21 protein-coding genes are annotated in these 21,313 nt (G+C 71.4%); 6 read left to right on the top strand and 15 right to left on the bottom strand.

All coding sequences use genetic code 11. The features are described from left to right. Nucleotides 1-285: 285 nt before the first annotated feature. Both Afe05nite_RS21275 and argH read right to left on the bottom strand, forming a co-directional pair. Nucleotides 286-1,077 carry a hypothetical protein gene (locus Afe05nite_RS21275; protein WP_203818898.1) on the bottom strand — a complete coding sequence of 264 codons (792 nt, stop codon included), beginning with the start codon at nucleotides 1,075-1,077 and terminating at the stop codon, nucleotides 286-288. A gap of 75 nt (nucleotides 1,078-1,152) precedes the next feature. After that, nucleotides 1,153-2,583 (bottom strand): argininosuccinate lyase, encoded by a 1,431-nt coding sequence (argH, locus tag Afe05nite_RS21270; protein ID WP_203818897.1) that lies wholly within the window; start codon nucleotides 2,581-2,583, stop codon nucleotides 1,153-1,155. 47 nt (nucleotides 2,584-2,630) lie between these two features. Here argH and dapE point away from each other — a divergent pair, with 47 nt between their 5' ends. After that, nucleotides 2,631-3,686, top strand: coding sequence for a succinyl-diaminopimelate desuccinylase (dapE, locus tag Afe05nite_RS21265; RefSeq protein ID WP_203818896.1), 1,056 nt, complete (start codon nucleotides 2,631-2,633; stop codon nucleotides 3,684-3,686). Here the strand turns inward: dapE and argG are convergent. From argG to Afe05nite_RS21215, 10 genes are read right to left on the bottom strand one after another with little or no spacing between them, the layout of a single operon-like run. Beyond that, nucleotides 3,683-4,924, bottom strand: coding sequence for an argininosuccinate synthase (gene argG / locus Afe05nite_RS21260; RefSeq protein WP_203818895.1), 1,242 nt, complete (start codon nucleotides 4,922-4,924; stop codon nucleotides 3,683-3,685). The two genes, dapE and argG, sit on opposite strands and share 4 nt — an antisense overlap. Nucleotides 4,925-4,966: 42 nt before the next feature. Further along, nucleotides 4,967-5,863 (bottom strand): hypothetical protein, encoded by an 897-nt coding sequence (locus tag Afe05nite_RS21255; protein ID WP_239118033.1) that lies wholly within the window; start codon nucleotides 5,861-5,863, stop codon nucleotides 4,967-4,969. Further along, entirely contained in the window at nucleotides 5,860-6,357 is a 498-nt protein-coding gene (locus Afe05nite_RS21250; protein WP_203818894.1) for an arginine repressor, read from the bottom strand. Before Afe05nite_RS21250 ends, Afe05nite_RS21255 begins: the two co-directional genes overlap by 4 nt. Further along, nucleotides 6,354-7,283, bottom strand: a complete 930-nt coding sequence (gene argF / locus Afe05nite_RS21245; RefSeq protein ID WP_203818893.1) for an ornithine carbamoyltransferase — start codon at nucleotides 7,281-7,283, stop codon at nucleotides 6,354-6,356. The genes Afe05nite_RS21250 and argF overlap by 4 nt, the downstream gene beginning before the upstream one ends. Then, a complete protein-coding gene (locus Afe05nite_RS21240; RefSeq protein ID WP_203818892.1) occupies nucleotides 7,280-8,425 on the bottom strand; it encodes an acetylornithine transaminase in 1,146 nt (381 codons plus the stop codon). Before Afe05nite_RS21240 ends, argF begins: the two co-directional genes overlap by 4 nt. Further along, nucleotides 8,422-9,291, bottom strand: a complete 870-nt coding sequence (gene argB / locus Afe05nite_RS21235; RefSeq protein WP_203818891.1) for an acetylglutamate kinase — start codon at nucleotides 9,289-9,291, stop codon at nucleotides 8,422-8,424. Before argB ends, Afe05nite_RS21240 begins: the two co-directional genes overlap by 4 nt. Next, the gene (argJ, locus tag Afe05nite_RS21230; RefSeq protein ID WP_203818890.1) at nucleotides 9,288-10,460 is read right to left on the bottom strand and encodes a bifunctional glutamate N-acetyltransferase/amino-acid acetyltransferase ArgJ; all 1,173 of its coding nucleotides are present in this window, start codon (nucleotides 10,458-10,460) and stop codon (nucleotides 9,288-9,290) included. The genes argB and argJ overlap by 4 nt, the downstream gene beginning before the upstream one ends. Further along, entirely contained in the window at nucleotides 10,457-11,458 is a 1,002-nt protein-coding gene (argC, locus tag Afe05nite_RS21225; protein ID WP_203818889.1) for an N-acetyl-gamma-glutamyl-phosphate reductase, read from the bottom strand. The genes argJ and argC overlap by 4 nt, the downstream gene beginning before the upstream one ends. Nucleotides 11,459-11,491: 33 nt before the next feature. Next, nucleotides 11,492-12,352 (bottom strand): CPBP family glutamic-type intramembrane protease, encoded by an 861-nt coding sequence (locus Afe05nite_RS21220; RefSeq protein WP_203818888.1) that lies wholly within the window; start codon nucleotides 12,350-12,352, stop codon nucleotides 11,492-11,494. Continuing rightward, nucleotides 12,349-12,933, bottom strand: a complete 585-nt coding sequence (locus Afe05nite_RS21215) for a TetR/AcrR family transcriptional regulator (RefSeq protein ID WP_203818887.1) — start codon at nucleotides 12,931-12,933, stop codon at nucleotides 12,349-12,351. The genes Afe05nite_RS21220 and Afe05nite_RS21215 overlap by 4 nt, the downstream gene beginning before the upstream one ends. Before the next feature lie 179 nt (nucleotides 12,934-13,112). Between Afe05nite_RS21215 and Afe05nite_RS21210 the strand changes: the two genes are divergently transcribed. The 3 genes from Afe05nite_RS21210 to Afe05nite_RS21200 are packed head-to-tail and all read left to right on the top strand — an operon-like array spanning nucleotide 13,113 to nucleotide 16,399. After that, complete coding sequence (locus Afe05nite_RS21210; RefSeq protein WP_203818886.1) at nucleotides 13,113-13,490, top strand: hypothetical protein; 378 nt, start codon at nucleotides 13,113-13,115, stop codon at nucleotides 13,488-13,490. A gap of 2 nt (nucleotides 13,491-13,492) precedes the next feature. Then, nucleotides 13,493-15,988, top strand: a complete 2,496-nt coding sequence (locus Afe05nite_RS21205; RefSeq protein ID WP_203818885.1) for a caspase family protein — start codon at nucleotides 13,493-13,495, stop codon at nucleotides 15,986-15,988. A 12-nt stretch (nucleotides 15,989-16,000) separates the two neighbouring features. After that, nucleotides 16,001-16,399: a VOC family protein gene (locus Afe05nite_RS21200; RefSeq protein ID WP_203818884.1), complete on the top strand. Its 399-nt coding sequence runs from the start codon at nucleotides 16,001-16,003 to the stop codon at nucleotides 16,397-16,399. Nucleotides 16,400-16,437: 38 nt separating this feature from the next. On the opposite strand, the gene Afe05nite_RS21195 is transcribed toward Afe05nite_RS21200, so the two are convergent. The 3 genes from Afe05nite_RS21195 to Afe05nite_RS21185 are packed head-to-tail and all read right to left on the bottom strand — an operon-like array spanning nucleotide 16,438 to nucleotide 19,205. After that, nucleotides 16,438-17,799: a hypothetical protein gene (locus Afe05nite_RS21195; protein ID WP_203818883.1), complete on the bottom strand. Its 1,362-nt coding sequence runs from the start codon at nucleotides 17,797-17,799 to the stop codon at nucleotides 16,438-16,440. After that, nucleotides 17,796-18,296: a SigE family RNA polymerase sigma factor gene (locus tag Afe05nite_RS21190; RefSeq protein ID WP_203818882.1), complete on the bottom strand. Its 501-nt coding sequence runs from the start codon at nucleotides 18,294-18,296 to the stop codon at nucleotides 17,796-17,798. Before Afe05nite_RS21190 ends, Afe05nite_RS21195 begins: the two co-directional genes overlap by 4 nt. Before the next feature lie 6 nt (nucleotides 18,297-18,302). Continuing rightward, nucleotides 18,303-19,205, bottom strand: a complete 903-nt coding sequence (locus tag Afe05nite_RS21185; RefSeq protein WP_203818881.1) for a LysR family transcriptional regulator — start codon at nucleotides 19,203-19,205, stop codon at nucleotides 18,303-18,305. A gap of 84 nt (nucleotides 19,206-19,289) precedes the next feature. Between Afe05nite_RS21185 and Afe05nite_RS21180 the strand changes: the two genes are divergently transcribed. Both Afe05nite_RS21180 and Afe05nite_RS21175 read left to right on the top strand, forming a co-directional pair. After that, nucleotides 19,290-20,591: an aspartate aminotransferase family protein gene (locus tag Afe05nite_RS21180; protein WP_203818880.1), complete on the top strand. Its 1,302-nt coding sequence runs from the start codon at nucleotides 19,290-19,292 to the stop codon at nucleotides 20,589-20,591. A gap of 416 nt (nucleotides 20,592-21,007) precedes the next feature. After that, the gene (locus Afe05nite_RS21175; protein ID WP_239118032.1) at nucleotides 21,008-21,241 is read left to right on the top strand and encodes a hypothetical protein; all 234 of its coding nucleotides are present in this window, start codon (nucleotides 21,008-21,010) and stop codon (nucleotides 21,239-21,241) included. Nucleotides 21,242-21,313: the final 72 nt, after the last annotated feature.

Below are 21,313 nucleotides of genomic sequence, written 5' to 3'. Positions count from 1 at the left end.
CGCGCTGCCACCGCCTGGGGTCGCGGGTGCATCCGGATGTCCATGAGCACGACGTCGGCCCGGCAGGTGCGCGCGAGACCGACGGCCTCGCGTCCGTTGGTGGCCTCCCCACCACATCGATGCCGGGTTCCGCCTTCAATAGCGTCTACCAGGACGTACCGCGAGCTCTTCCAGAAAGATCTACGGCAACGCCGGCCGGGTGCCGGCGACCGGGACGACCCGCGAGCGGGTCCGGCAGGTCGACCTGGGCGCCCACTCGAGTAGCCCCACGACCTCGCCTTCGGGTCAGTCGAGCAGGTCGGCGCTTATCGGTTCCGAGTTCTCGTTGTGCCACAAGCGGTTGTAGTAGTGCTGGATGTAGTTGTCGGCGAATTCCCGGCTCCGGACCGAGAAGCCGATCGCCTGGTCGCCGTCGCGGTGGGTGAAGAAGACCACGTCGTCGTAGATGCCGACGTTGAACGCCTCGGTCAGGTGAACCGGTCCACTGAGGATCTTGACCAGGTACCGGTCGCCGCGGGCGTTAGCCTTCGCGGCGAACTTGAGTTCCTGCCGGCAGAAATCGCGCAGCCCCGGGTTGTCGCCGCGCAGGATGATCCGGCGGAAGTGGTGCTCCTCGGAGCGCAGCGCCCACTCACGGCACGCCTTGAAATGCCGGTCGGCGGCGTCACCCCGCAACGGGCCCTCGTTGCGCATGTGGGTGACCCAGACCCGTTCGCGCGCCGCCAGGACGGCCCGCACGGTCGCGTCGTAGACCCTGCTGTTGCCCGCGAAGAAGGCGACCTCGGCGTTGCGGTGCGCGGCGAGATCGGCCAGCCCGCCGGTGACCGACCCCAACTCGCTCTCGATGCGCTCGAGCTTCTGCTGACTCCGCCCCTGGCTCGCGGCATGGCCCAGCGCCGCCACGAGGAGGAGGAAAAGGGTCGAGCCGAGGAACGGCTTCTCGAATTTCCCGGCGTCCAACTCGAGCACCAGATAGGCGCCGACGAAGTAGACCACGAGCAGGCCGAGTGCGATGTAGAGGAACGAACGCTTCGCCAGCCAGGCGCCTTTGGTGGTGATCTCGTCCTTGATCGACAAAGTAGCTCTCCGGGAGCCGGGGAACAGCGGGATCGGTCAATCATGCCCGAGCCCCGCCGCTCCCCGCTGCGCGTGCTACCTCGGGACGACCTTCTCGACCGCCCACTGGCGCCAGCTGTCCAGCTTGTGCTGCACGGTGGCCAGCTGGTCGGCAACCGGGCCGGGCCCTGTCGAACCGGGCGTGGTGCGGCTCGCCAGGGCCGACTCCACCGACATGACCTGGCGGACCGACGGGTCGAGGTGGTCGCTCACCGTCTTCAGGTCGTCGTCGGTCAGGTCTTCCAGCTCGCAGTCCCGCACCGAGCACAGCGCCACCAGCTGACCGGTGATCTCGTGCGCCTCCCGGAACGGCACGCCCTTGCGGACCAGCCAGTCGGCGACTTCGGTGGCCAGCGAGAACCCGACCGGCGCGGCGGCGGTGAGGCGATCCACCCGTACCGTCATCGTCGAGATCATGCCGGCCAGCGCGGGCAGCAGGAGTTCCAGCGTCTCGATCGCGTCGAAGGCCGGTTCCTTGTCCTCCTGCATGTCCCGGTCGTAGGTCAACGGCAGGCCCTTGAGCATGGTCAGCACCGCGACCAGGCCGCCGATCAGGCGCCCGCTCTTGCCCCGGGCCAGTTCGGCGATGTCCGCGTTCTTCTTCTGCGGCATGATCGACGAGCCGGTGGCGAAGGCGTCGTCGAGCTCCACCCAGCCGAACTCGGTCGAGGTCCAGAGCACCACCTCTTCGCCGAGGCGGGACAGGTGCACCCCGATCAGCGCGGTCACGAACAGGAACTCGGCGACGAAGTCACGGTCGGCGACGGCGTCCATCGAGTTCGGCGCGGGGGCCTTGAAGCCGAGCTCCTTGGCGACCGCGGCGGGGTCGAGCGGCAGTGACGAACCGGCGAGCGCGCCGCTGCCCAGCGGCGAGATCGCGGCCCGCTCGTCCCAGTCGCTCAGCCGATCGAGGTCGCGGAGCAGCGGCTGGACGTGGGCGAGCAGCCAGTGGCCGAAGGTGACCGGCTGGGCGTGCTGCACGTGGGTCATCCCCGGCGCCGCGGTGTCCACGTTCAGCGCCGCCTGCGAGGTCAGGGCGTCGGCCAGCTCGACGAGCGAGACGGCCAGCCCGCGGGCGTGATCGCGCAGATAGAGCCGCAGGTCGGTGGCGACCTGGTCGTTGCGGGACCGGCCGGCCCGCAGTTTGCCGCCGAGCGTGCCGAGGCGTTCGAGCAGACCGCGCTCGAGGGCGGTGTGCACGTCCTCGTCCTCGATCGTGGGCCGGAACTCGCCGGCCGCGCACGCCGCGTCGAGGTCGTCGAGCGCCGCCAGGATCTGGCCGAGCTCGTCGGCGTCGAGCAGCCCGGCCCCGGCCAGGACCCGGGCGTGCGCCCGGGAGGCGAGCAGATCGTAGGGCGCCAGGCGCCAGTCGAACTGCACGCTCACGCTCAGCCTGGCGAGCGCGTCGGCGGGACCGCCCGCGAACCGTCCGCCCCAGAGCCGCGTGGGCCCCTCGCTTTCCGACACGGATTTCCCCTTTCACGTGCACCGAACCCTACCGTTAGGGTTTTCTCATGAGCCTGGACCTGACCGGCGACGTCGTCGCCCTCACCACTGCCCTCTGCGACATCCCCTCGGTGAGCGGCGACGAGCAGGCGATCGCCGACGTGGTCGAGGGTGCGTTGCGGGCTCTCCCCCACCTCGAGGTGCTGCGTGACGGCGACGCCGTGGTGGCGCGCACCGCACTGGGCCGGCCGGCCCGGGTGGTGCTCGCCGGGCACCTGGACACCGTGCCGATCAAGGACAACCTGCCGGTGACGATCAAGGACGACATCCTGTACGGCCGGGGCACGGTCGACATGAAGGGTGGCGTGGCCGTCATGCTCACCATCGCCGCGTCCCTGCCGGAGCCGCGTCATGACCTCACCTTCGTCTTCTACGACCACGAAGAGGTCGCCTCCCGTCTCAACGGCCTCGGCCGGCTCGTGCGGACCCATCCGGACTGGCTGGCGGGTGACTTCGCGATCCTCGGCGAGCCGTCGAACGCCTCGGTCGAGGGCGGTTGTCAGGGCACCATGCGCATCCAGATCACGGTGCCCGGCGTGGCCGCCCACTCGGCCCGCTCGTGGCGCGGGGTCAACGCCATCCACGGCGTCGGCGCCGTCCTCGACCTCCTGCGCGCCTACGAGCCGCGGCAGCCGGTCGTCGACGGTCTGCGCTACCGCGAGGGCCTCAACGCGGTGAAGGTCGAGGGCGGCATCGCCGGCAACGTCATCCCCGACGAGTGCCGCATCTGGATCAACTACCGGTTCGCTCCCGACCGCGACGGCGCACAGGCCGAGGCGCACCTGCGTGAGCTGTTCGCCGGTTTCGAGATCGAGGTGCAGGATCTCGCCCCCGGCGCCCGGCCCGGCCTCGACAAGCCGGCCGCCCGCGAGTTCGTCGAGGCGGTCGGCGGCGTGGTCGAGGCCAAGCTGGGCTGGACGGACGTGGCGCGGTTCGCGCAGCTGGGGATCCCCGCGGTCAACTACGGGCCGGGCGATCCCCTGCTGGCGCACACCGACCACGAGCACTGCCCGGCGCAGGACATCCGGGACAGCCTCGCCAAGCTCCTGAAGTGGCTCGGCTAGACCGGTTTCGCCGACGCCGCGGCCTGGGCGATCGCCCCGGGCACGGCGTACATGTGGGCGAACGCGCGGGCCTGCTCGCCGGTCCACATCGACGAGCCGTAGCCGTAGACGACGCCCTGCCGCTCGGCCGCGTCGAGCAGGCTGAACGGGCTGCGGCTGCCGAGTACGACGATGTTGCCCTTGTGCAGCTTGACCCGCACGTCGCCGGTGACCCGGGTCTGGCTCGAGTCGAGATAGGCGCGCAGGTCGTCGAGGATCGGGTCGTAGTAGACCGCCTCGTGCAGCAGGTCGCCGTACGTGGTGCCGAGCTGCTGCTTGGTGGCCTGCTGCCGGTTGCTCAGGGTCAGCCGTTCCAGTTCGCGGTGTGCGGCGATGAGGGTCAGCATGCCGGGCGCCTCGAAGCCGACCCGGGCCAGGTTGCCGACCATCGTCGAGCCCATGTGGATGCCGCGGCCGACGCCGTGTGCCGCGCCGAGCTCGTTGAGCGCGACCAGGATGGCGTAGTTCTTCGCGCCGGCCTCGGTCAGCGCGGCGCCGTCGGCCGTGGTGGCCGCGACGACCTCACCCTTCTCGAACGACAGGATCAGCTCGACCCCGTCGGCCGGGGCGTCGTCGATCGACTTGGTGTACGTCCACGCGCTCTCCGCCAGGTACTCCCACGAGCCGTACGTCTCACCGCCGCCGATCGTGGTGCCGATCAGGCCCTCGTTGATCGAGTAGGTGGTGGTCTTCGCGCTGACCTCGAAGCCGCGCTCGGTCAGGAACGAGGTCTCGAACTCACGGGTCAGCCGCTCGTCCCGGATCGGCGCGATGATCTCCATGTTCGGGGCGAGCGCCCGGATCACCGCGTCGTAGCGGACGTGGTCGGCCCCGGCCCCGGTGGAGCCGTGCGCGACCGCGTCGGCGCCGTTCTCGATGGCGACCTGGACGACCTTCTCCGCCTGGATCATGCGCTCCGCCCCGACGCACGACGGATAGCCGCCGTTGCGCAGGTAGTTGGCCTTGATCCCGTAGGTGACGACGCGGGAGTAGAGCTCCTCGCGGGCGTCGACGATGAAGTGGCCGGCCGACCCGAGCTCCTCGGCGCGGGCCTTCACCGACTCACCCTCACCGCTGTGCAGGCCACCCGTGTCGATGTTGGCGGTGAGCACCTCCCACCCCTGTTCGCGCAGCGACACGAGGGCGTACGAGGTGTCCAGGCCGCCGGAGAAGGCGAGAACGATCTTGCGCTTGGTCATGATAGGACGTCCATCTTGTCGGTGGTCAGGCGAAGTCGGAGATCAGGAGAGCTCGAGGACGGGCACGAAGGCCTTGCCGTCGACCGCGAGGTGGCCGGGCGGCAGGACGTAGAACTCGCTCTGTCCCGCCTCGATGGCCTTCTGCATGGCGGCCTGGCGCTCGTAGTCGAACGGGTCGAGCAGGAAACTCGGCTCGGGCACGGCCGCACCGGCGGGCGGGATGGTGAAGTCGCTCTCGTAGACGAACGAGCCCGGCGAGGTGTGGAACGGCACGGTCGCGACCAGGATCTTCAGCGGGCCGAAGCGGGTGTGCACCTTGAGCGCGCTGTTGTCGTACTGGGTCACGCCGTCCAGCTTCTTCGCCTGGTAGGCGGAGAGGGCCAGGGCCTTCGCCGCCTGGCCCAGGCCGACCGCGGGCATCAGCGACCAGAGCGACCAGCCGACCCACGTGCCGGGGGCGGCGCTCGGCGCGGCGCAGTAGCCACCCACCGGCACCGGGCCGGTGTAGCCGCTCTCCCGCATGCTGTCCTGCACGGCCCGCAGGTGCTGCTTCACGTCGGTGTCGAAGCGGAAGGTCGACCGCTGCACCATCTCGGCGAACGCGTCCTGCGGCAGGCCCGCGATCACGGCGGCCGACGGCATCAGGATCAGGTCGACCATCACCCACTGCGGCATCGGGATGCCCCGGTCGCCGAACGCGATGCCGTTGATGACGTTGAAGAGGTTCAGGAACTCCCGGGTCGACCAGCCCTTGTCGGCCGTGTCGGTGAAGTCGAGCCAGGTCAGCTTGTGCCCGTACGGCGTCTCGTGCAGGTGCGAGCGCAACGTCTCGTTGGAGGCGAGGAAGAACTCGACCTGGTGGCCGACCAGGCCCTGGACATGGTCGGCGAAGCCGGGGAAGTGGACCTCCACCGGCGGGTCCTGCGGTTGCACTGTCACGAGTGACTCTCCAGTTGGTCGAGTTCGGAGCGGCTCCAGCCCATCAGCTTGTCAGCGAAGGCCGCTCCGCCCCCGGGGTCACGGGTCACGACGAAGATCGTGTCGTCGCCGGCGATGGTGCCGACGACGTCGGTCAGTCCGGAGCGGTCGAGCGCGCTCGCCAGGAACTGCGCCGCCCCGGGCGGGGTGCGCAGCACGGCGATGTTGCCGCTCGCGTCCACTCCGGTGAGCAACTCCCGCAGGAGCCGCAGGAGACGGGCGGGCGCGTTCTCGGCGTCGCGCAGCGGACGCTTGCCGTCCTCCGGGATCAGGTAGGCGCCGCTGACCTTGACGGCACCCAGCTCCTCCAGGTCGCGGGACAGGGTGGCCTGGGTGACCTGCACACCGTCGCCGGCCAGGAGCTCGGCGAGCTCGGTCTGCGACCGGATCGGCCGCTCCCGGATGAGCTCGACGATCCGGGCGTGCCGGCCCGCGCGGGTCACCGGCCCGGTCACGGCGTGTTCACCGCCAGCAGCCAGGCGAGGAGCGCCTTCTGCGCGTGCAGCCGGTTCTCGGCCTGGTCGAAGACCACGCTCTGGGGGCCGTCCAGCACGTCGTCGGTGATCTCCTCCCCGCGGTGGGCGGGCAGGCAGTGCAGCACGATCGCCTCCGGCGAGGCGGCGGCCAGGAGCTTGTCGTTCACCTGGTACGGCCAGAACGGGGTCAGCCGATCCCGGCCGTCCCCCTCCTGGCCCATCGACGTCCAGGTGTCGGTGGCGATCACGTCCACGCCGTCGACCGCCTCCACCGGGTCGCGCAGCATCTCGACCGAGCCACCGGTCCACGCCGCGATCTCGGCCGCCCGGCTCACCACGGCCGGGTTGGGGTCGAAACCGGACGGGCCGGCGACGCGGACGTGCATGCCCGCGGTCGCACCGGCGAGGAGATAGGAGTGCGCCATGTTGTTGGCCGCGTCACCGACGTACGCGAGTTTCCGGCCGCTCGTCGATCCGAATTTCTCCCGGATCGTCAGCAGGTCGGCGAGCAGTTGACACGGGTGGAAGCCGTCGGTGAGCGCGTTGACCACCGGCACGTTGACCCCGGAGGCCAGCTCGACCAGCCGCTCGTCGCCGGTGGTGCGGAAGACCATGGCGGCGACGTAGCGGGAGACGACCTTGCCGGCGTCGGACAGCGACTCGCCCCGGCCGAAGTGGGTGGCCTGGGTGTCCACGATTATCGGCTGCCCGCCCAGCTCGGCGATGCCGGCCTCGAAGGACAGCCGGGTGCGCAGGCTGACCTTGTCGAAGAAGACCGCCACCGAACGCGGGCCTTCCAGCGGGCGGTAGATGAAGCGGGCCGCTTTCATCTCGGCCGCGAGGTCGAGCACCGCCGCCTGCTCCTGGGGGTTCAGATCGTCGTCACGAAGAAAATGCCGGGTCATGTCAGGCCGTCCAAAGCTGCGATGAGGGCGTCCGCCTGCTCGCTGCTGATGATCAGCGGCGGGGCGAGCCGGATGACGTCGGGTTGCGGGGCGTTGACGAGGAATCCGGCGCCCTGCAGGGCGGCCGCCAGATCTTTGGCGACCGGCTGCTTGAGTACGACGCCGAGAAGCAGCCCGGCCCCGCGGACATGCTCGACCAGGGGGTGGTTCTCGAGTCCCCGCCGCAGTTGCTCGCCCACCCGCTTCACGTGGTCGAGCAGTCCTTCGCTGGCGATCGTGCGGACGACGGCGAGGCCGGCCGCGCACGCGATCGGGTTGCCGCCGAACGTGGTGCCGTGCGAGCCCGGGGTGAACAGGTCGGCCGCCCGGCCGAACGCGATGCAGGCACCCAGCGGGAGTCCGCCGCCGAGTCCTTTGGCGAGGGTGATGACGTCGGGTTCGACGCCCTCGCTCTGGTGGTGGAACCAGTGGCCGGTGCGCCCGATGCCGGTCTGCACCTCGTCGAGCACGAGGAGGGCGCCGTGGCGGGTGCAGATCTCCCGCGCGCCGGCCAGGTAACCGGTCGGCGGCACGACGACGCCGTTCTCACCCTGGATCGGCTCCAGGATGACCATGGCGGTCTCGTTCGTGACGGCGGCCTCGAGCGCTCGCAGATCGCCGAAGTCGACGTGCTCGACCTCGCCGGGCAGCGGGCGGAACGCATCCGCCTTCGACGGCTGGCCGGTGAGCGCCAGGGCGCCCATCGTGCGGCCGTGGAACGCGCCGTTGGTGGCCACCACGTGGGTGCGGCCGGTCAGCCGGGAGAGCTTGAAGGCGGCCTCGTTCGCCTCGGCGCCCGAGTTGCCGAAGATGACCCGGCCGGGGCGCCCCGCGAGGGCCAGCAGCAGCTCGGCGAGGGCCACGCAGGGCTCGGCGATGTAGAGGTTGGAGACGTGGCCCAGCTGCGAGATCTGCCGGGTGACGGCCTCGACCACGGCCGGGTGGGCGTGTCCGAGCGCGTTCACCGCGATGCCGCCGAGGAAGTCGACGTACTCCTTGCCGTTCTCGTCGGTCACCACCGCGCCCGTGCCGCGGACCAGGGCGAGCTGCGGCGTCCCGTAGTTGTTCATCATCGAGGTCTGCCACCGGCCGGCGAGCGTCATGCGGGAACCACCATCGTTCCGATCCCTTCCGAGGTGAAGACTTCCAGCAGCGTGGAGTGCGGGACCCGACCGTCGACGACGTGCGCGGCGGGCACGCCCCCACGGACGGCGCGCAGGCACGCCTCCATCTTGGGGACCATGCCGGCTTCGAGGCCGGGCAGCAGCTTCTCGAGCGCGTCGGCGTCGATCCGGGTGGTCAGCGACGAGGTGTCCGGCCAGTTGGTGTAGAGGCCCGGCACATCGGTGAGGACCACCAGTTTGCGGGCGCCGAGCGCCTCGGCCAGGGCCGCGGCCGCGGTGTCGGCGTTGACGTTGTGCACGACGCCGCCGGCGTCGGGGGCGACGCTGGCGATGACCGGGATGCGACCGGCCGCGATCAGGTCGTCGACGGCGCTGGTGTCCACTTTGCTGACGTCGCCGACCTGGCCGATGTCGACCTCCTCGCCGTCGATCATCGCCCCCCGGCGGGTCGCGGTGAACAACCGGGCGTCCTCGCCGGAGAGCCCGACCGCGAACGGCCCGTGCTGGTTGATCAGCCCGACCAGCTCCCGGCCGACCTGCCCGGTGAGCACCATCCGGACGACGTCCATGGCCTCCGGAGTCGTGACCCGCAGCCCGCCGCGGAACTCGCTCCTGATGCCCAGCGTGTCGAGCATCCGGCTGATCTGCGGACCGCCACCGTGCACGACGACCGGCCGGATTCCCACGTAGCGCATGAACACGATGTCTTCGGCGAACGCCTTCTGCAGGGCCGGCGTGATCATCGCGTTGCCGCCGTACTTGATCACCACGGTCGCCCCGTGGAAGCGTTCCAGCCAGGGCAGCGCCTCGATCAGGACGCCGGCCTTCGCCAACGGTGTGGTCACGACGAGTACGCCGAGTTCTCGTGCACGTAGGCGTGCGACAGATCGGTCGTCCAGATCGTCGCGGCCATCTCGCCCTCGCGAAGGTTGATGACGATCTCCACCGGGCGGCCCGACAGATCCACCTTCGACCGGTCCTCGGCCGCCGCCCCGCCCTTGCAGATCCACACGCCGTTGATGGCCACGTCGATCCGGTCGGGCTCGAACTTCGCCCGGGTCGTGCCGACCGCCGCGAGGATCCGTCCCCAGTTCGGGTCGTTGCCGAACAACGCCGTCTTGACCAGGTTGTTGCGGGCCACGACCCGGCCGACCTCGACCGCGTCACCCTCGCTGTCGGCGCCCTCGACGGTGATCGAGATGTGCTTGGTGGCGCCCTCGGCGTCGGCGATCAACTGCTGGGCGAGGTCGTGACAGACGGCGGTGACCGCCGCGGTCAGCTCCTCGACCGACGGCTGCCGGTCCGAGGCACCGCTGGCCAGCAGCAGCACGGTGTCGTTCGTCGACATGCAGCCGTCGGCGTCGATCCGGTCGAACGTCAGCCGGGTCGCCTCGCGCAGCGCCGCGTCGAGCACATCGTTGCCGGCCGAGGCGTCGGTGGTGATCACCACGAGCATGGTGGCCAGCGCGGGGGCCAGCATGCCGGCCCCCTTGGCGATGCCGCCGACCGACCAGCCGTCCCCGCGCACCACCGCGTTCTTCGCCACCGAGTCGGTGGTCATGATCGCCTCGGCCGCCTTCGGGCCGCCGTCGGCGGCGAGCGCCCGGGCCGCGGCGGTGACGCCGGGCAGCAGCTTGTCCATCGGCAGCAGCTCACCGATCAGGCCGGTCGAGCAGACCGCCACGTCCCCGGGCCCGATCATCTGCGGCTTGGGACCGCCGCGCAGCACGGTGGCGGTGTGCTCGGCGGTGGCGTGCGTGTCGCGAAAGCCCTGCGAGCCGGTGCACGCGTTGGCGCCGCCCGAGTTGAGCACGACGGCGCGCACGACGCCGCCCTTGAGCACCTGTTGGCTCCACAGCACCGGCGCGGCCTTGACCCGGTTGCCGGTGAAGACGGCGGCCGCGGTGAAATCGGGCCCGTCGTTGACGACGAGCGCCACATCGGGGTTGCCGGTGGTCTTCAGACCGGCGGCGACGCCGCTGGCCCGGAAGCCCTTGGGGTGGGTGACGGTCATGGCGCGACTCCGAACACGGACAGGCCCATCGTCTCGGGCAGGCCGAACATGAGGTTGGCGCACTGCACGGCTTGGCCGGCGGCACCCTTGCCGAGGTTGTCGAGGGCGCTGACCACGATGATCCGCCCCGAGTCGACGTCGATGGTCGCCTGCAGGTGGCAGGAGTTGGAGCCGGCGGTGGCGGCCGTGTGCGGCCACTGCCCCTCGGGCAGCAGGTGCACGAACGCCTCGTCCCGATAGGCGTCGGCCAGCGCCTGCCGCGGGTCGCCCGGCTTCGCCGCGGTCGCGGTGACGGTCGCGAGAATGCCGCGAGGCATCGGCGCGAGCACCGGTGTCATCGACAGTGACGACGCCCCGGTGGCCTGCTTGATCTCCGGCACGTGCTGGTGGGCGCCGACCTTGTACGGCGAGAGATCGCCCATCACCTCGCTGGCCAGCAGGTTCACCTTGGCGCCGCGGCCCGCGCCGGAGGTGCCGGAGCTGGCCACCACGACGACGTCGGCCGGGTCGGCGAGCCCGCTCGCGATGAGCGGAGCCAGCGCGAGTGTGATGGAGGCCGCATAACAACCGGTGTTCGCGGTCCGCTGGGAAGCCTTGATCAACTCCCGCTGGCCGGGCAATTCGGGCAGGCCGTAGGTCCACGTGCCGGCGTGCTCGCCGCCGTAGTACTTCCGCCACGGCTCGGCGTCCCGCAGCCGGAAATCGGCCCCCAGGTCGACGATCTTGACCGTGGCCGGCAGGTGCGCCGCCACGGCCGCCGACTGACCGTGCGGAAGGGCAAGAAAAACCAGGTCAGCGTCGCTCAAGCCGGCCGCGTCGGTCGCCCCGAGCGTCAGATCGAGACCCGTCAACTGCGGGTGTACGGCGGTGACGTGCGTGCCGGCCTGGGAGTGCGCGGTGGCTGCCACCACATCGAACTCGGGATGCCCGGCGAGCAGGCGCAGCAGCTCACCACCCGCATATCCACTTGCCCCCGCGACCGCGACCCGAATTCCCATGACATCCTCCGCATGACTATGCAGAGAACCGTATCAAGTCACGCCCCGGATGGCCAACACCCTTTCCGTCCCGGCACCTTTCCCGGCCCCGGGCACCCCCTTCCTGGCCCGGCGCCCGAGCAGCACGAAGGCCGCGGTCGCCAGCACCAGGTAGACCGGGACGAGGAGCACCGCGTCCGGGCTGGTGAGCTCGGCCGACCAGCCCGCGTGCCGGTCGGCACCGAACAGCACGACCCGGTTCACGGTGAGAAACATCAGGTGCGCGCCGACGCACGTCCAGATGCCGGCCGACCCGGTAGCGGTCCGGGCCGCCACCAGCATGACCCCGAAGAACCCCAGCAGAACCAGATAAGCCACCGGATCCTCCCCGGCCGGCACCAGCCCGGCCGGCTCCCCGGTGCACACCGCCCGCACCCCGCTCGCGGCCGCCGGCACCAGCAGGAACAGCCCTGTGGTCAGCGCCCCGGCCCGGACCGCGCGAAATCGCCGCCGCAGCACGCCGAACGCGTAACCCCGCAACGTCAACTCCTCCGGCAACGCCTCCAGCAGCAGCGCGACAACCGTGTCGGTGAGCAGGAAGCCCACCAGCGCGGCCGGGTCGAGTTCGCCCCACCGGATCAGCCCCGCCACCGTCCCCAGCCCGAACGTGACGACCGCCGAACCCCCGACGACCGCCGCACCGAGTCCGAACCCGCCGCCACGCAGGCCGATGCGGGCGCGATCCCCCCGCGCCAGCAGCAGGACGAGCGGCACCGCGATGGCCGTGACGAACAGGGCGGGCAGCATCCGCGCCGCGAACCCGGTCGCCCCCAACAGCTCCGCGGCGGCCGCACCGAGCACCGGCCCCACCCCGAGCGCCACCGCCATGACCCCGGCCCCGAGCAGCGCCTTCACCGCTCACCGCCGGGCCGCTCGATCTTGCTCCCGGACCCCTTGCCGCCGGCGGCGAAGAGGCGCTCGAGGTGGCGGTCGAGGCCGCGGACGAGCAGGTCGGACCGCTCCGGCTCGGGCCGCACCAGGGATTGGACGACCAGACCGTCGAGCACCGCGAGCAGGAGCGCGGCCTCGATCTCATCCACTCCGGCGAACTCCGCCAGCCACCGCTTGAGCTCGCGGTCCATTTCCGCACTCAGTGGCCGCAACGACGCGGAGACGGGCGCCGCCGCGGCGAAGGCCAGCCAGACCTTGGCGTCCCGCTCGCGTTCGGCGTCGAGTGGCAACCACAGGTGCAGCACCCGCCGCAGGACGTCCTCGGGCGCCCCGTCGAGGTCGAGGTCGCGCACCCGCCGCACCAGCCGCTCGGACACGTGCCGGTAGGCCGCCTCGACCAGTTCGTCCTTGGTCCGGAAGTAGTACTGCACCTGCGCCACCGACACCCCGGCGGCGGACGCCACCGCCCGGACGCTGGCCGCCCCCAGTCCACCGGCGGCCACCACCTCGACGAGCGCGTCGAGCAGGTGTTCCCCTCGTTCCATGCAAGCCTCCTATACGGACGTACAGTACGATCGTATAGGGCATTGTCCAGTCACCATGAGTAGTCATTAGTGCCATCCCGACCGGGGAACTGTAAGATCTTGGATTCATCGTTGTCACTGTGAGTTAGCGTCGGCGATCGTTACGGCCGACCCGTCACTCCTGAGCTCAGGGGAGCCACATGACCGCGCCGCACGTGACTATCAGCGCCCTGGCCCCCCAGCCGGCGGCCCTGCTCCGCGAGATCCACGAGGACCTGCGCCGGGCCGGCATCGCCAGCCGCCCGGTGGAGCTCGCCACCAGCGCGTCCGCCAAGAGCGGCGGTTCGCTGACCTCGCTGGTGGTCGGCGGGCTGGTGTCGGCGGCCGGGTTCCGCGCGATGGCGCACGTGCTGGTGGCGATCGTGCGGCGGTCCGGCACCCGGCGCATCGAGGTGCGGCGCGGCGACGACGTGCTGGTCATCGACGGCGCCTCGGCCCGCGACGGCCGCCGGGCGCTCGACGAGTTCCTCACCCGCCCCGAGACCCGGGCCGACGGCGGTCCGGCCGGCGAGGCCTGACGGTGGGGCGATACGCCCTGCTCGTGGCGGCCAGCGACTACGAGGACTCCTACTTCGAGCAGCTGAGGTCACCGGCCCAGGACGTACGCGGGCTGGCCTCGGTCCTGCGCGACCCGGACATCGGCGGGTTCGACGTCACGATGCTGGAGAACGCCGCCGACCACGACGTCCGGCGGGCGCTCGACGAGCTCACCGCCGACCGGCAGCCGGACGACCTGGTGCTCGTCTACTTCTCCTGCCACGGCCTGCAGGACATGCAGGGCCGGCTGCACTTCGCGACCACGACCACCTGGGCGCAGCGCCCGGCGAGCACCGCCATCGCCGCGGCGTTCGTCTCCGACTGCCTGGAACGGACGGCCGCCGGGAGCCGCCTGCTCATGCTCGACTGCTGCTACAGCGGGGCGTTCGCCCGCGGCTTCGCCAAGACGTCACCGCGGCCGCTGGACGGCGAGATCTCCCGCGGCTATGTGTGCCTGACCGCCTGCAACGAATACGAGCTGGCCTACGAGGGCGAGTCGGTGATCGTCGACGAGCCGCGGCCGTCGGTGTTCACCGAGGTGGTGATCGAGGGGTTGCGCACCGGCCAGGCCGACCTCGACCGGGACGGCTGGATCGAGTCGGGCGAACTGCACCGCTACACGTTCGAGACGGTGCGCAAGGCCAGCCGGCAGACGCCGTCGTACTTCGCGGCGGGACTCCAGGCGCCGCTGATGGTCGCGCGCACGGCGAATCGGGCGCCGTCCCGGCGTACCTCGGCCTCGGTCGTGCCCGCGGCCGCGATGGCCCGCACGCCGAGATTCTTCGCCGCGCGTTTCCCGCCGTTCCATTTCGCCCGCGAGGACCGGGCGACCCCGACCCACCTGGCCGAGGCGATGGTGCGGCATCGCCCCGAGGCGGTCGCGCTCTTCGAGTCCGACCAGGGCCGGGCCGGGCTGAGCGAGTGGATCAGCCAGGACGTCCGGGATCGCAATCTGGAGCGTACGATCCTGCGCCGCGCACCCGAGGACCAGGCCGCCGCCGAGGCCGCGGTGAGTGTGTTCGTCGCGACCTTCGCCCCGCATCTGCCCGCCGAGGTCTCGATCGGCGACCTGGTCGAGCTGGCCGGCCGGGCCGCCGCCGGTGACGACGACGCCCGCACGGCGGTCTCCCGGCTGCATCGCCACAACATGCTGCGGACGTTCGCCCGGCACAACTGCCGGGAAGCGAGTCACCACTGTGGATCCGGGAAGGCCTGCGCGGTCCTGCTCGCCGCCGCGAAACTCTGGGACGAGTTGGTGCCGGTCACCGTGGCCGCCGTCGCCGACCTGCCCCGGCGTGCCCACCCCGACGAGCCGGCGATCACCGCCCAGCTGCTGGCCATGGTGCTCGAACCGGCCACGCTGAACGTGCCGATCGGCCTCGCCGGCGCCCAGCGCGACATGCCGACCTGGTGGCTGCGCCTGCTGACCACGGCCCGGGTGACGGCCGGTCAGCTCGGCGACGGCAACGCGCGTACGGCCCGGCTCGCCCTGGCCGCCCTGACCCATGACGCCGCCCGAGCCGAGCGCGACGAGGTCCGCCGGCGCGAGATCGGCCGGGGCACACCCGTACCCGAGAATCCGCCGCCGCCGGCGATCTCCGCCGCACCACCGCGTTTCCGGCACCGGCCGCTCGCGGCCGCACTCGGCCTGGCCCTCGCGGCCGTCGCCGCCGGCGCCGTGCTCGCCGACCGCTGGTGGCGCCCGGCCGACGCGCTGCCCGGCATCTACGGTCTCGAGCCCGGCTACACCGTCCCGGCCGGCGTGACCGGCCTCGCCCTCACGTCCTCGCTGTTCGCCGTGGTCGTGGTGGCCCGCGACCTACGCCGCCGCCGCTGGTCCGACGCCCGTTACCGGGCCGCCGTCACCGTCGCCCTGGTCGTCGTGTCGGCGCTGGTCGTCCCGCAGGCGCGCAAGCTCTGGCAGACGCACGCCCACCAGAACGCCACCCGATTCGGCCAGAACCACGACCTGGCGCTGGACGAGCACGACCGCCCGATCCGGACCGCCTGCGGCATCCTGCGCAGCTCCGACAGCGACGCCGTGGTGCTGGCCAAGACCGGCGGATGCCGGACCGCCGACGTCTATCTGCGCGGCCACCGCACCGGCCGGCTGACCCTGCCGGGCACCCCCAGTCGTTTCTGGGTGACCTCGGCCGAGCCCGACGGCGTCATCGTCACCGCCGCCTGGCTCCCGTCCGCGCGCCGCTGGCGGCTGACCGCGTTCACCGTCGTCGCCCCTGACTATCCGTTGTGGACGCTCGACCTGGAGCAGGCCTCGCCCACCCTGGAAGCGGTTCGCGGCGTGGGCATCGTCGCCTTCGAGGGCCGAACCGACATCTACGCGGTGGGCCTGCAGATCGGCCAGGTGCTGTGGCGGCAACCCTGCCCGGCGGGCCGCAAGTTCAACGGCCTGGGCGGCGCCCACCCCGACGGCGTCGGCATGCTCTGCGACCGGGAGGAACTGATCGTCGAAAGGTGACAGGCTACGGCCGTGCACCTCGACCTGGTCTCCCTCATCGTCGACGACTACGACCCCGCGATCGCCTTCTTCACCGGCGTGCTCGGCTTCGACCTGATCGAGGACTCGCCGTCGCTGACCAACGACGGCCGGCCGAAAAGGTGGGTGGTCGTGCGACCGCCGGGCGCGGTGACCGGGGTGCTGCTGGCCCGCGCCGACGGTTCGGAGCAGCGGGCGCGCGTCGGCGATCAGACGGCCGGCCGGGTCGGGTTCTTCCTGCGGGTCGACGATTTCGACGCCGCCCACGAGCGCCTGCTCAAGGCCGGCGTCACGTTCGTCCGCGAGCCGCGCCAGGAGCCGTACGGCCGGGTCGCGGTCTTCCTCGACCTCGCCGGCAACCGCTGGGACCTGCTGGGCGAGCAGACCCGATGAGCCCGCCCGAACGCCTTGCCGACCTCATCGAGGCGCTGCTACGGGACGATCCGCGTCCTGGGGGTGTCGCCCGGTAGCCCCCCGCTGTCGGTCTCGAACGGCGGCACCGGCGTGCTGGTCGGCGCCGTGCCATCGACGAAGTCGGCGGTGACCGTGGCGTCCGCGTTCGGGGGCAGCGAGCCGACCGCGGCCCCGGTGGCGTCCAGCGGCAGCGCGGTGCCGTCGAGGGACACCCGGGTGGCGCCGGGCGGGGCCACCACGATCACCTGGTCGGTACGGTCGTCCTTGCCCTCGGCACGCATCCGCCACGCGATCGGCCGTTGCGCGGCGCCGGAAGCGGGCAGCAGCAGCCGCAGGTCCTCGCGGTAGGAGTCGGCGGCGCCGTGGAAGGCGTACGCGAGGACGCCGCCGCCGGCCGGCTGCACGGTGACCAGGGCCGCGGCCTGCCCGTTGACGGTGCCGGTCCAGCCGACTCGCACCGACGCGCCGGCGACCGGCAGGCGGGCGTCCAGGAACGCCGCCGACACCCAGGATCGCAGCAGCTCCCGGTCGAAGGTCCGGTTGCCGAGGGCCGCGGTCAGCATCGAGTCGGTCGGCTCCTGGTTGTCGCCGCCGTGGCCCGACCAAGAACCCGAGGCCGGCCCGTCGTGCAGGATCGCACCCCGGTCGGTGACCTTGACGGTGACGCCCGGCTCCATCGGCGACGCCGCCAACGGAACTTCGGCGAGCCCGGCCGACCGGACCGGCTTGCCGTGCTCCACCCGGCCCGCGGCGGTGTAGGTGAATCCGCTGCTGACCGCCACGGTGGCAGCCGGCGGTGCGACCACGACGAGCAGGCCGGTTCGGTCGGAGTAGCCATCCATCCAGGTCACCACCGTGTTCCCGCCGTCGGTTCGGCCGCCCTCAGTCATCTCGGCGGCGGGTGCGCCGGCCGGGCCCTCGTACCAGACGAGCGCGGCGTCGGTCAGGAACCCGAACCGCAACGGCACCAGGGCCAACGCGAGGCGATGACCACCGACGTCCGCCGCGTACACAAATTTGATCTTCTGGCGTGAGGTGATCCGCCAGGTCTCGCCGGGGTCCTCGATGTCCTTGATCTCGCCGCGCAGCGCGGCCAGGAAACCGGCGTCGGCGGCGAGGTTCCCGCGGGTGGGCGCGCTGGTCAGCGCGGTCGGCCGGCCCGCCACGGCGATGCCGGGCGCCCCGGCCGGAAGAGGCACGACGCCGGTCTGCACGCCGAGGGCCGCCGCGAGGGCCACCGCCACCCCGGCGACCCGGATCCGCCGGTTGCGGCGGTGCGTCCGCTCCCGCCGGGTGAAGGCCGGCCACGGATCTTCCGGTACGTCGAGGGCACCGGCTCCACTGTGCAACGCGTCCCGCAGAATCGTCTCGGTGTTCACGTCAGCTCCCCGGCAAGAACGATGCTCGTCTCGGTCAGATCGGTGCGCAGGCGTTGCAGCCCGCGTGATGCCTGGCTCTTCACGCTGCCCACCGAGCAGCCCAGCGCGTCGGCCACGTCGGCTTCGCTGAGGTCCTCGAAGTAGCGCAGCACCAGCACGGCACGCATCCGCGGGGGCAGCCGGCGTAACGCGGTGAGCACCTGTTGTCGCTGGTCGACGCGGCCGTAGGGGTCGTTCACCGGACCGTCGCCGGCGACCAGCGGCACCTCGCTGAAGCGGCGGCGCCGGCGCCACGACGTCGCCGTGTTGACCATGGCCTTGCGCACGTACGCGAGCGGGGCGTCCATCGTGGAGACCTGGTCCCAGCGCCGGTGGGTCTTCTCGAGGGCGGCCTGCACCAGGTCCTCGGCGTGGCCGCGGTCGCCGGTCAGCAGAAAGGCGGTCCGCACCAGCGGCGCCCACTGCCGCTCGACGAACGCGCGGAAGTCGGAAGGCATGACAGGTCAACGCCCATTGATGCCGGAAAGGTTGAGCAGCGCCGTCAGAACGGCGGTGATCTCCGGCCGGGGCGTCGCCGGGCGGCGGACCGCGGCGGTGATCCGCCTGGTCGTCGGCGGGCTGAGCGGCCGGGTGACGACCTGGTAGCGCGGGTCGACGGCGAGACTGGGCAGCATCGTGATCGACCGGCCCTTCTCCACGTGCCGCAACGCGATCATGTAGTTGTTGAACCGGCAGACGACCCGGGGCTCGAAACCGGCCTCCCGGCACAGCCGGGTGGCCAGCTCGGACATGTAGGAGCCGGTCACGTCGAACGTCCACCGCTGATCCTGGCAGGCCGGCAGTGTGATCGATTCGTTCTTCGCAAGCTGGTGACCGACCGGCAGCACCAGCACCACCTCGTCCTCGCCGATCGGCACCAGATCGATCGCGGGATCCAGCTCGGCGCCGGCGAAATCCGACGTCGTGATGATGACGTCCACGTCACCGCGGCGCAGCGCGGGCATGCTCTGGTGCGGTTCCAGTTCCAGCAGCACCACGTCGACGTCCGGGTGGCGCTCGGCGAGACGGGCGACGGCCGGCTCGGCGAGAGCGTGCACGGCGCTCTGGAAGGCGGCGAGCGTGACAGTGCCGGCCGGCTCGGCGGCGAGACCGCGCAGCTCGGCCTCGGCGGCGGCCATGGCGGCCAGGATCTCCCGGGCCCGGCCGGCCAGCAGCACGCCGGCCGCGGTCAGTCGCACCCGCCGGCCGGTGCGCTCCAACAGGGCCGTTCGCGTCTCCCGCTCCAGCGTCGCGAGTTGCTGCGACACGGCGGACGGGCTCAGGTTGCCGCGCTGGGCGACGGCGCGGACGGTGCCGTACGTCGCAAGGTCGGTCAGAAGCCGAAGGCGCCAGGGGTTGAGCGGCATGGCGGGCACTGTACGTCTGCGCTTAACAGCAGCGGCAAAAATGTGAGATGGACGTGCCGCTCGACGGCTTCGTAGCGTCGACACATGGATGACTTCTGGTCCGACGCCGAGCGTCACCTGGTCCGCTACTCCGGTGCGGGGCGATTCGTCCCGGAGATCATCGAACGGGCCGAGGGGAGCTTCGTCTTCACCGCCGACGGCCGCCGGCTGCTCGACTTCACGTCCGGGCAGATGAGCGCGATCCTCGGGCACTCGCACCCGGCCGTGGTCGCCACCGTTCAGCGGTCGGCGGCCACGCTCGACCACCTGTTCAGCGGCATGCTGTCGCGCCCGGTGGTCGATCTCGCCCGGCGGCTGGCCGACTCGCTGCCCGAGCCGCTGACGAAGGTGCTGCTGCTGACCACCGGCGCGGAAGCCAACGAGGCGGCCATCCGGATGGCCAAGCTGGTCACCGGCGGCCACGAGGTGATCTCGTTCGCCCGGTCCTGGCACGGCATGACCCAGGCGGCGGCGGGCGCCACCTACAGCTCCGGGCGCAAGGGGTACGGACCGGCCGCCCCCGGAAACTTCGCCATCCCGACGCCGAACACCTACCGGCCCGACTTCACCACGGCCGACGGCGCGCTCGACTGGCGGCGGCAACTGGCGTACGCGTTCGAGATGTTCGACGCGCAGTCGGTCGGCGCCCTGGCCGCCGTCATCGTGGAGCCGATCCTGAGCTCCGGCGGCGTACTCGACCTGCCGCCCGGTTACCTGGCCGCCCTGCGCGACGCCTGCCATGAACGGGGTGGCCTGCTGATCCTCGACGAGGCGCAGACCGGCCTGTGCCGAACCGGCGACTGGTACGCGTTCGAGCGCGACGGCGTGGCCCCCGACATCCTGACCCTGTCCAAGACCCTCGGGGCCGGACTGCCCCTGGCCGCCGTCGTGACGTCGGCCGAGATCGAGCAGACCGCCCACGACCGGGGTTTCCTGTTCTTCACCACGCACGTCTCCGACCCGCTGGTCGCGGCGGTCGGCAACACCGTCCTCGACGTGCTGCGCGACGAGGAACTCGACAAGCGGGCCGCCGACCTCGGCGCGTACCTCAGCCGGGGTCTTCGGGATCTGTCCGAGCGCCATCAGGTGATCGGTGACGTGCGCGGGCGCGGCCTGCTCGTCGGCCTCGAACTGGTGCGTGACCGGGCGACCAGACAGCCGGCGAACGAGCTCGGCACCGCGGTCACCCAGCGCTGCCTGGAGCTCGGCCTGCACATGAACGTGGTGCAGATGCCCGCGATGGGCGGCGTCTTCCGCATCGCCCCGGCGCTGACGTCCAGTCACGCGGAGCTCGACCTCGGCTTGCAGATCCTGGACCAGGCCCTCACCGACGTTTCCGCCGCTTAGCTCTTCAGCGCGCTGCCTCCTTTCCGCGCGCTGCGTCCAGGGCCAGGGCGAGGCGGCGCTGCCAATCGGCGGCGTCCCCCTCAGGCGGTCCGCCGCCGGCTTCTTCAGCGGTACGGGTGATGGCGCCGCCCCGAGCGCGGCCGGCCGCTCCGCCCAGAACGGCTGATCAGCAGTGAACGGCACACCGACCGACGACACCCCGGAGGTCTCCGCCACGTGCTGACCGAGCTTGCCCACCGGTGAGATAGATCGCCCCGGAGCCGCAACCGCGATCGACCGTCCGATGTCGAGCCACCGCGCCGCCGGGCCAGGGCCGAGGGCGTGATCGGGCCGCCGCCGGGCTCGACCGGCCCACTACGAGCAGAGTAGTCCGGCCAAGACGGTCGATCTCCAGTTCTGGTGATATGACTGACCGCATGACAGATAAGTCGATCATCACGGTCCGGGCGACGGCCGCGGCCTACGCCGAGGCAGTCCGCGTCACGCAGCGCTTCTTCGACCGCCTCGAAGACGCCGAAGACCCGTCAGCTCTGGTGGAATATGCCACGCTGGTGGAACGTGAGAAGGAAGCCGAACAAGCTCGGCTCGACGCGATCACCGCGGCAGGCTTCGAGGTCCCAAGCATCGATGAAAGTGATTCTGATAGCTGAGTGAACAGTTCCGGAACCGATACGGGGTGCCGGAACCGGTTCCGTCCTGGAAGACTGCCGGTTGTTAGCGTT

This window comes from Paractinoplanes ferrugineus, assembly GCF_016862195.1.
GTDB classification, from domain to species: Bacteria; Actinomycetota; Actinomycetes; order Mycobacteriales; family Micromonosporaceae; genus Actinoplanes; species Actinoplanes ferrugineus.
Note: the sequence above shows the minus strand (reverse complement) of the source record. Positions and strands in the feature narration are given on the sequence as shown.

Excerpts from the sequence above, each read along its gene's own strand:
- dapE (WP_203818896.1), top strand. The coding sequence starts at position 2,631 with ATGAGCCTGGACCTGACCGGCGACGTCGTCGCCCTCACCACTGCCCTC.
- argG (WP_203818895.1), bottom strand. The coding sequence starts at position 4,924 with ATGACCAAGCGCAAGATCGTTCTCGCCTTCTCCGGCGGCCTGGACACC.
- argF (WP_203818893.1), bottom strand. The coding sequence starts at position 7,283 with ATGACCCGGCATTTTCTTCGTGACGACGATCTGAACCCCCAGGAGCAG.
- Afe05nite_RS21240 (WP_203818892.1), bottom strand. The coding sequence starts at position 8,425 with ATGACGCTCGCCGGCCGGTGGCAGACCTCGATGATGAACAACTACGGG.
- argJ (WP_203818890.1), bottom strand. The coding sequence starts at position 10,460 with ATGACCGTCACCCACCCCAAGGGCTTCCGGGCCAGCGGCGTCGCCGCC.
- argC (WP_203818889.1), bottom strand. The coding sequence starts at position 11,458 with ATGGGAATTCGGGTCGCGGTCGCGGGGGCAAGTGGATATGCGGGTGGT.
- Afe05nite_RS21215 (WP_203818887.1), bottom strand. The coding sequence starts at position 12,933 with ATGGAACGAGGGGAACACCTGCTCGACGCGCTCGTCGAGGTGGTGGCC.
- Afe05nite_RS21210 (WP_203818886.1), top strand. The coding sequence starts at position 13,113 with ATGACCGCGCCGCACGTGACTATCAGCGCCCTGGCCCCCCAGCCGGCG.
- Afe05nite_RS21190 (WP_203818882.1), bottom strand. The coding sequence starts at position 18,296 with ATGCCTTCCGACTTCCGCGCGTTCGTCGAGCGGCAGTGGGCGCCGCTG.
- Afe05nite_RS21185 (WP_203818881.1), bottom strand. The coding sequence starts at position 19,205 with ATGCCGCTCAACCCCTGGCGCCTTCGGCTTCTGACCGACCTTGCGACG.
- Afe05nite_RS21180 (WP_203818880.1), top strand. The coding sequence starts at position 19,290 with ATGGATGACTTCTGGTCCGACGCCGAGCGTCACCTGGTCCGCTACTCC.
- Afe05nite_RS21175 (WP_239118032.1), top strand. The coding sequence starts at position 21,008 with ATGACAGATAAGTCGATCATCACGGTCCGGGCGACGGCCGCGGCCTAC.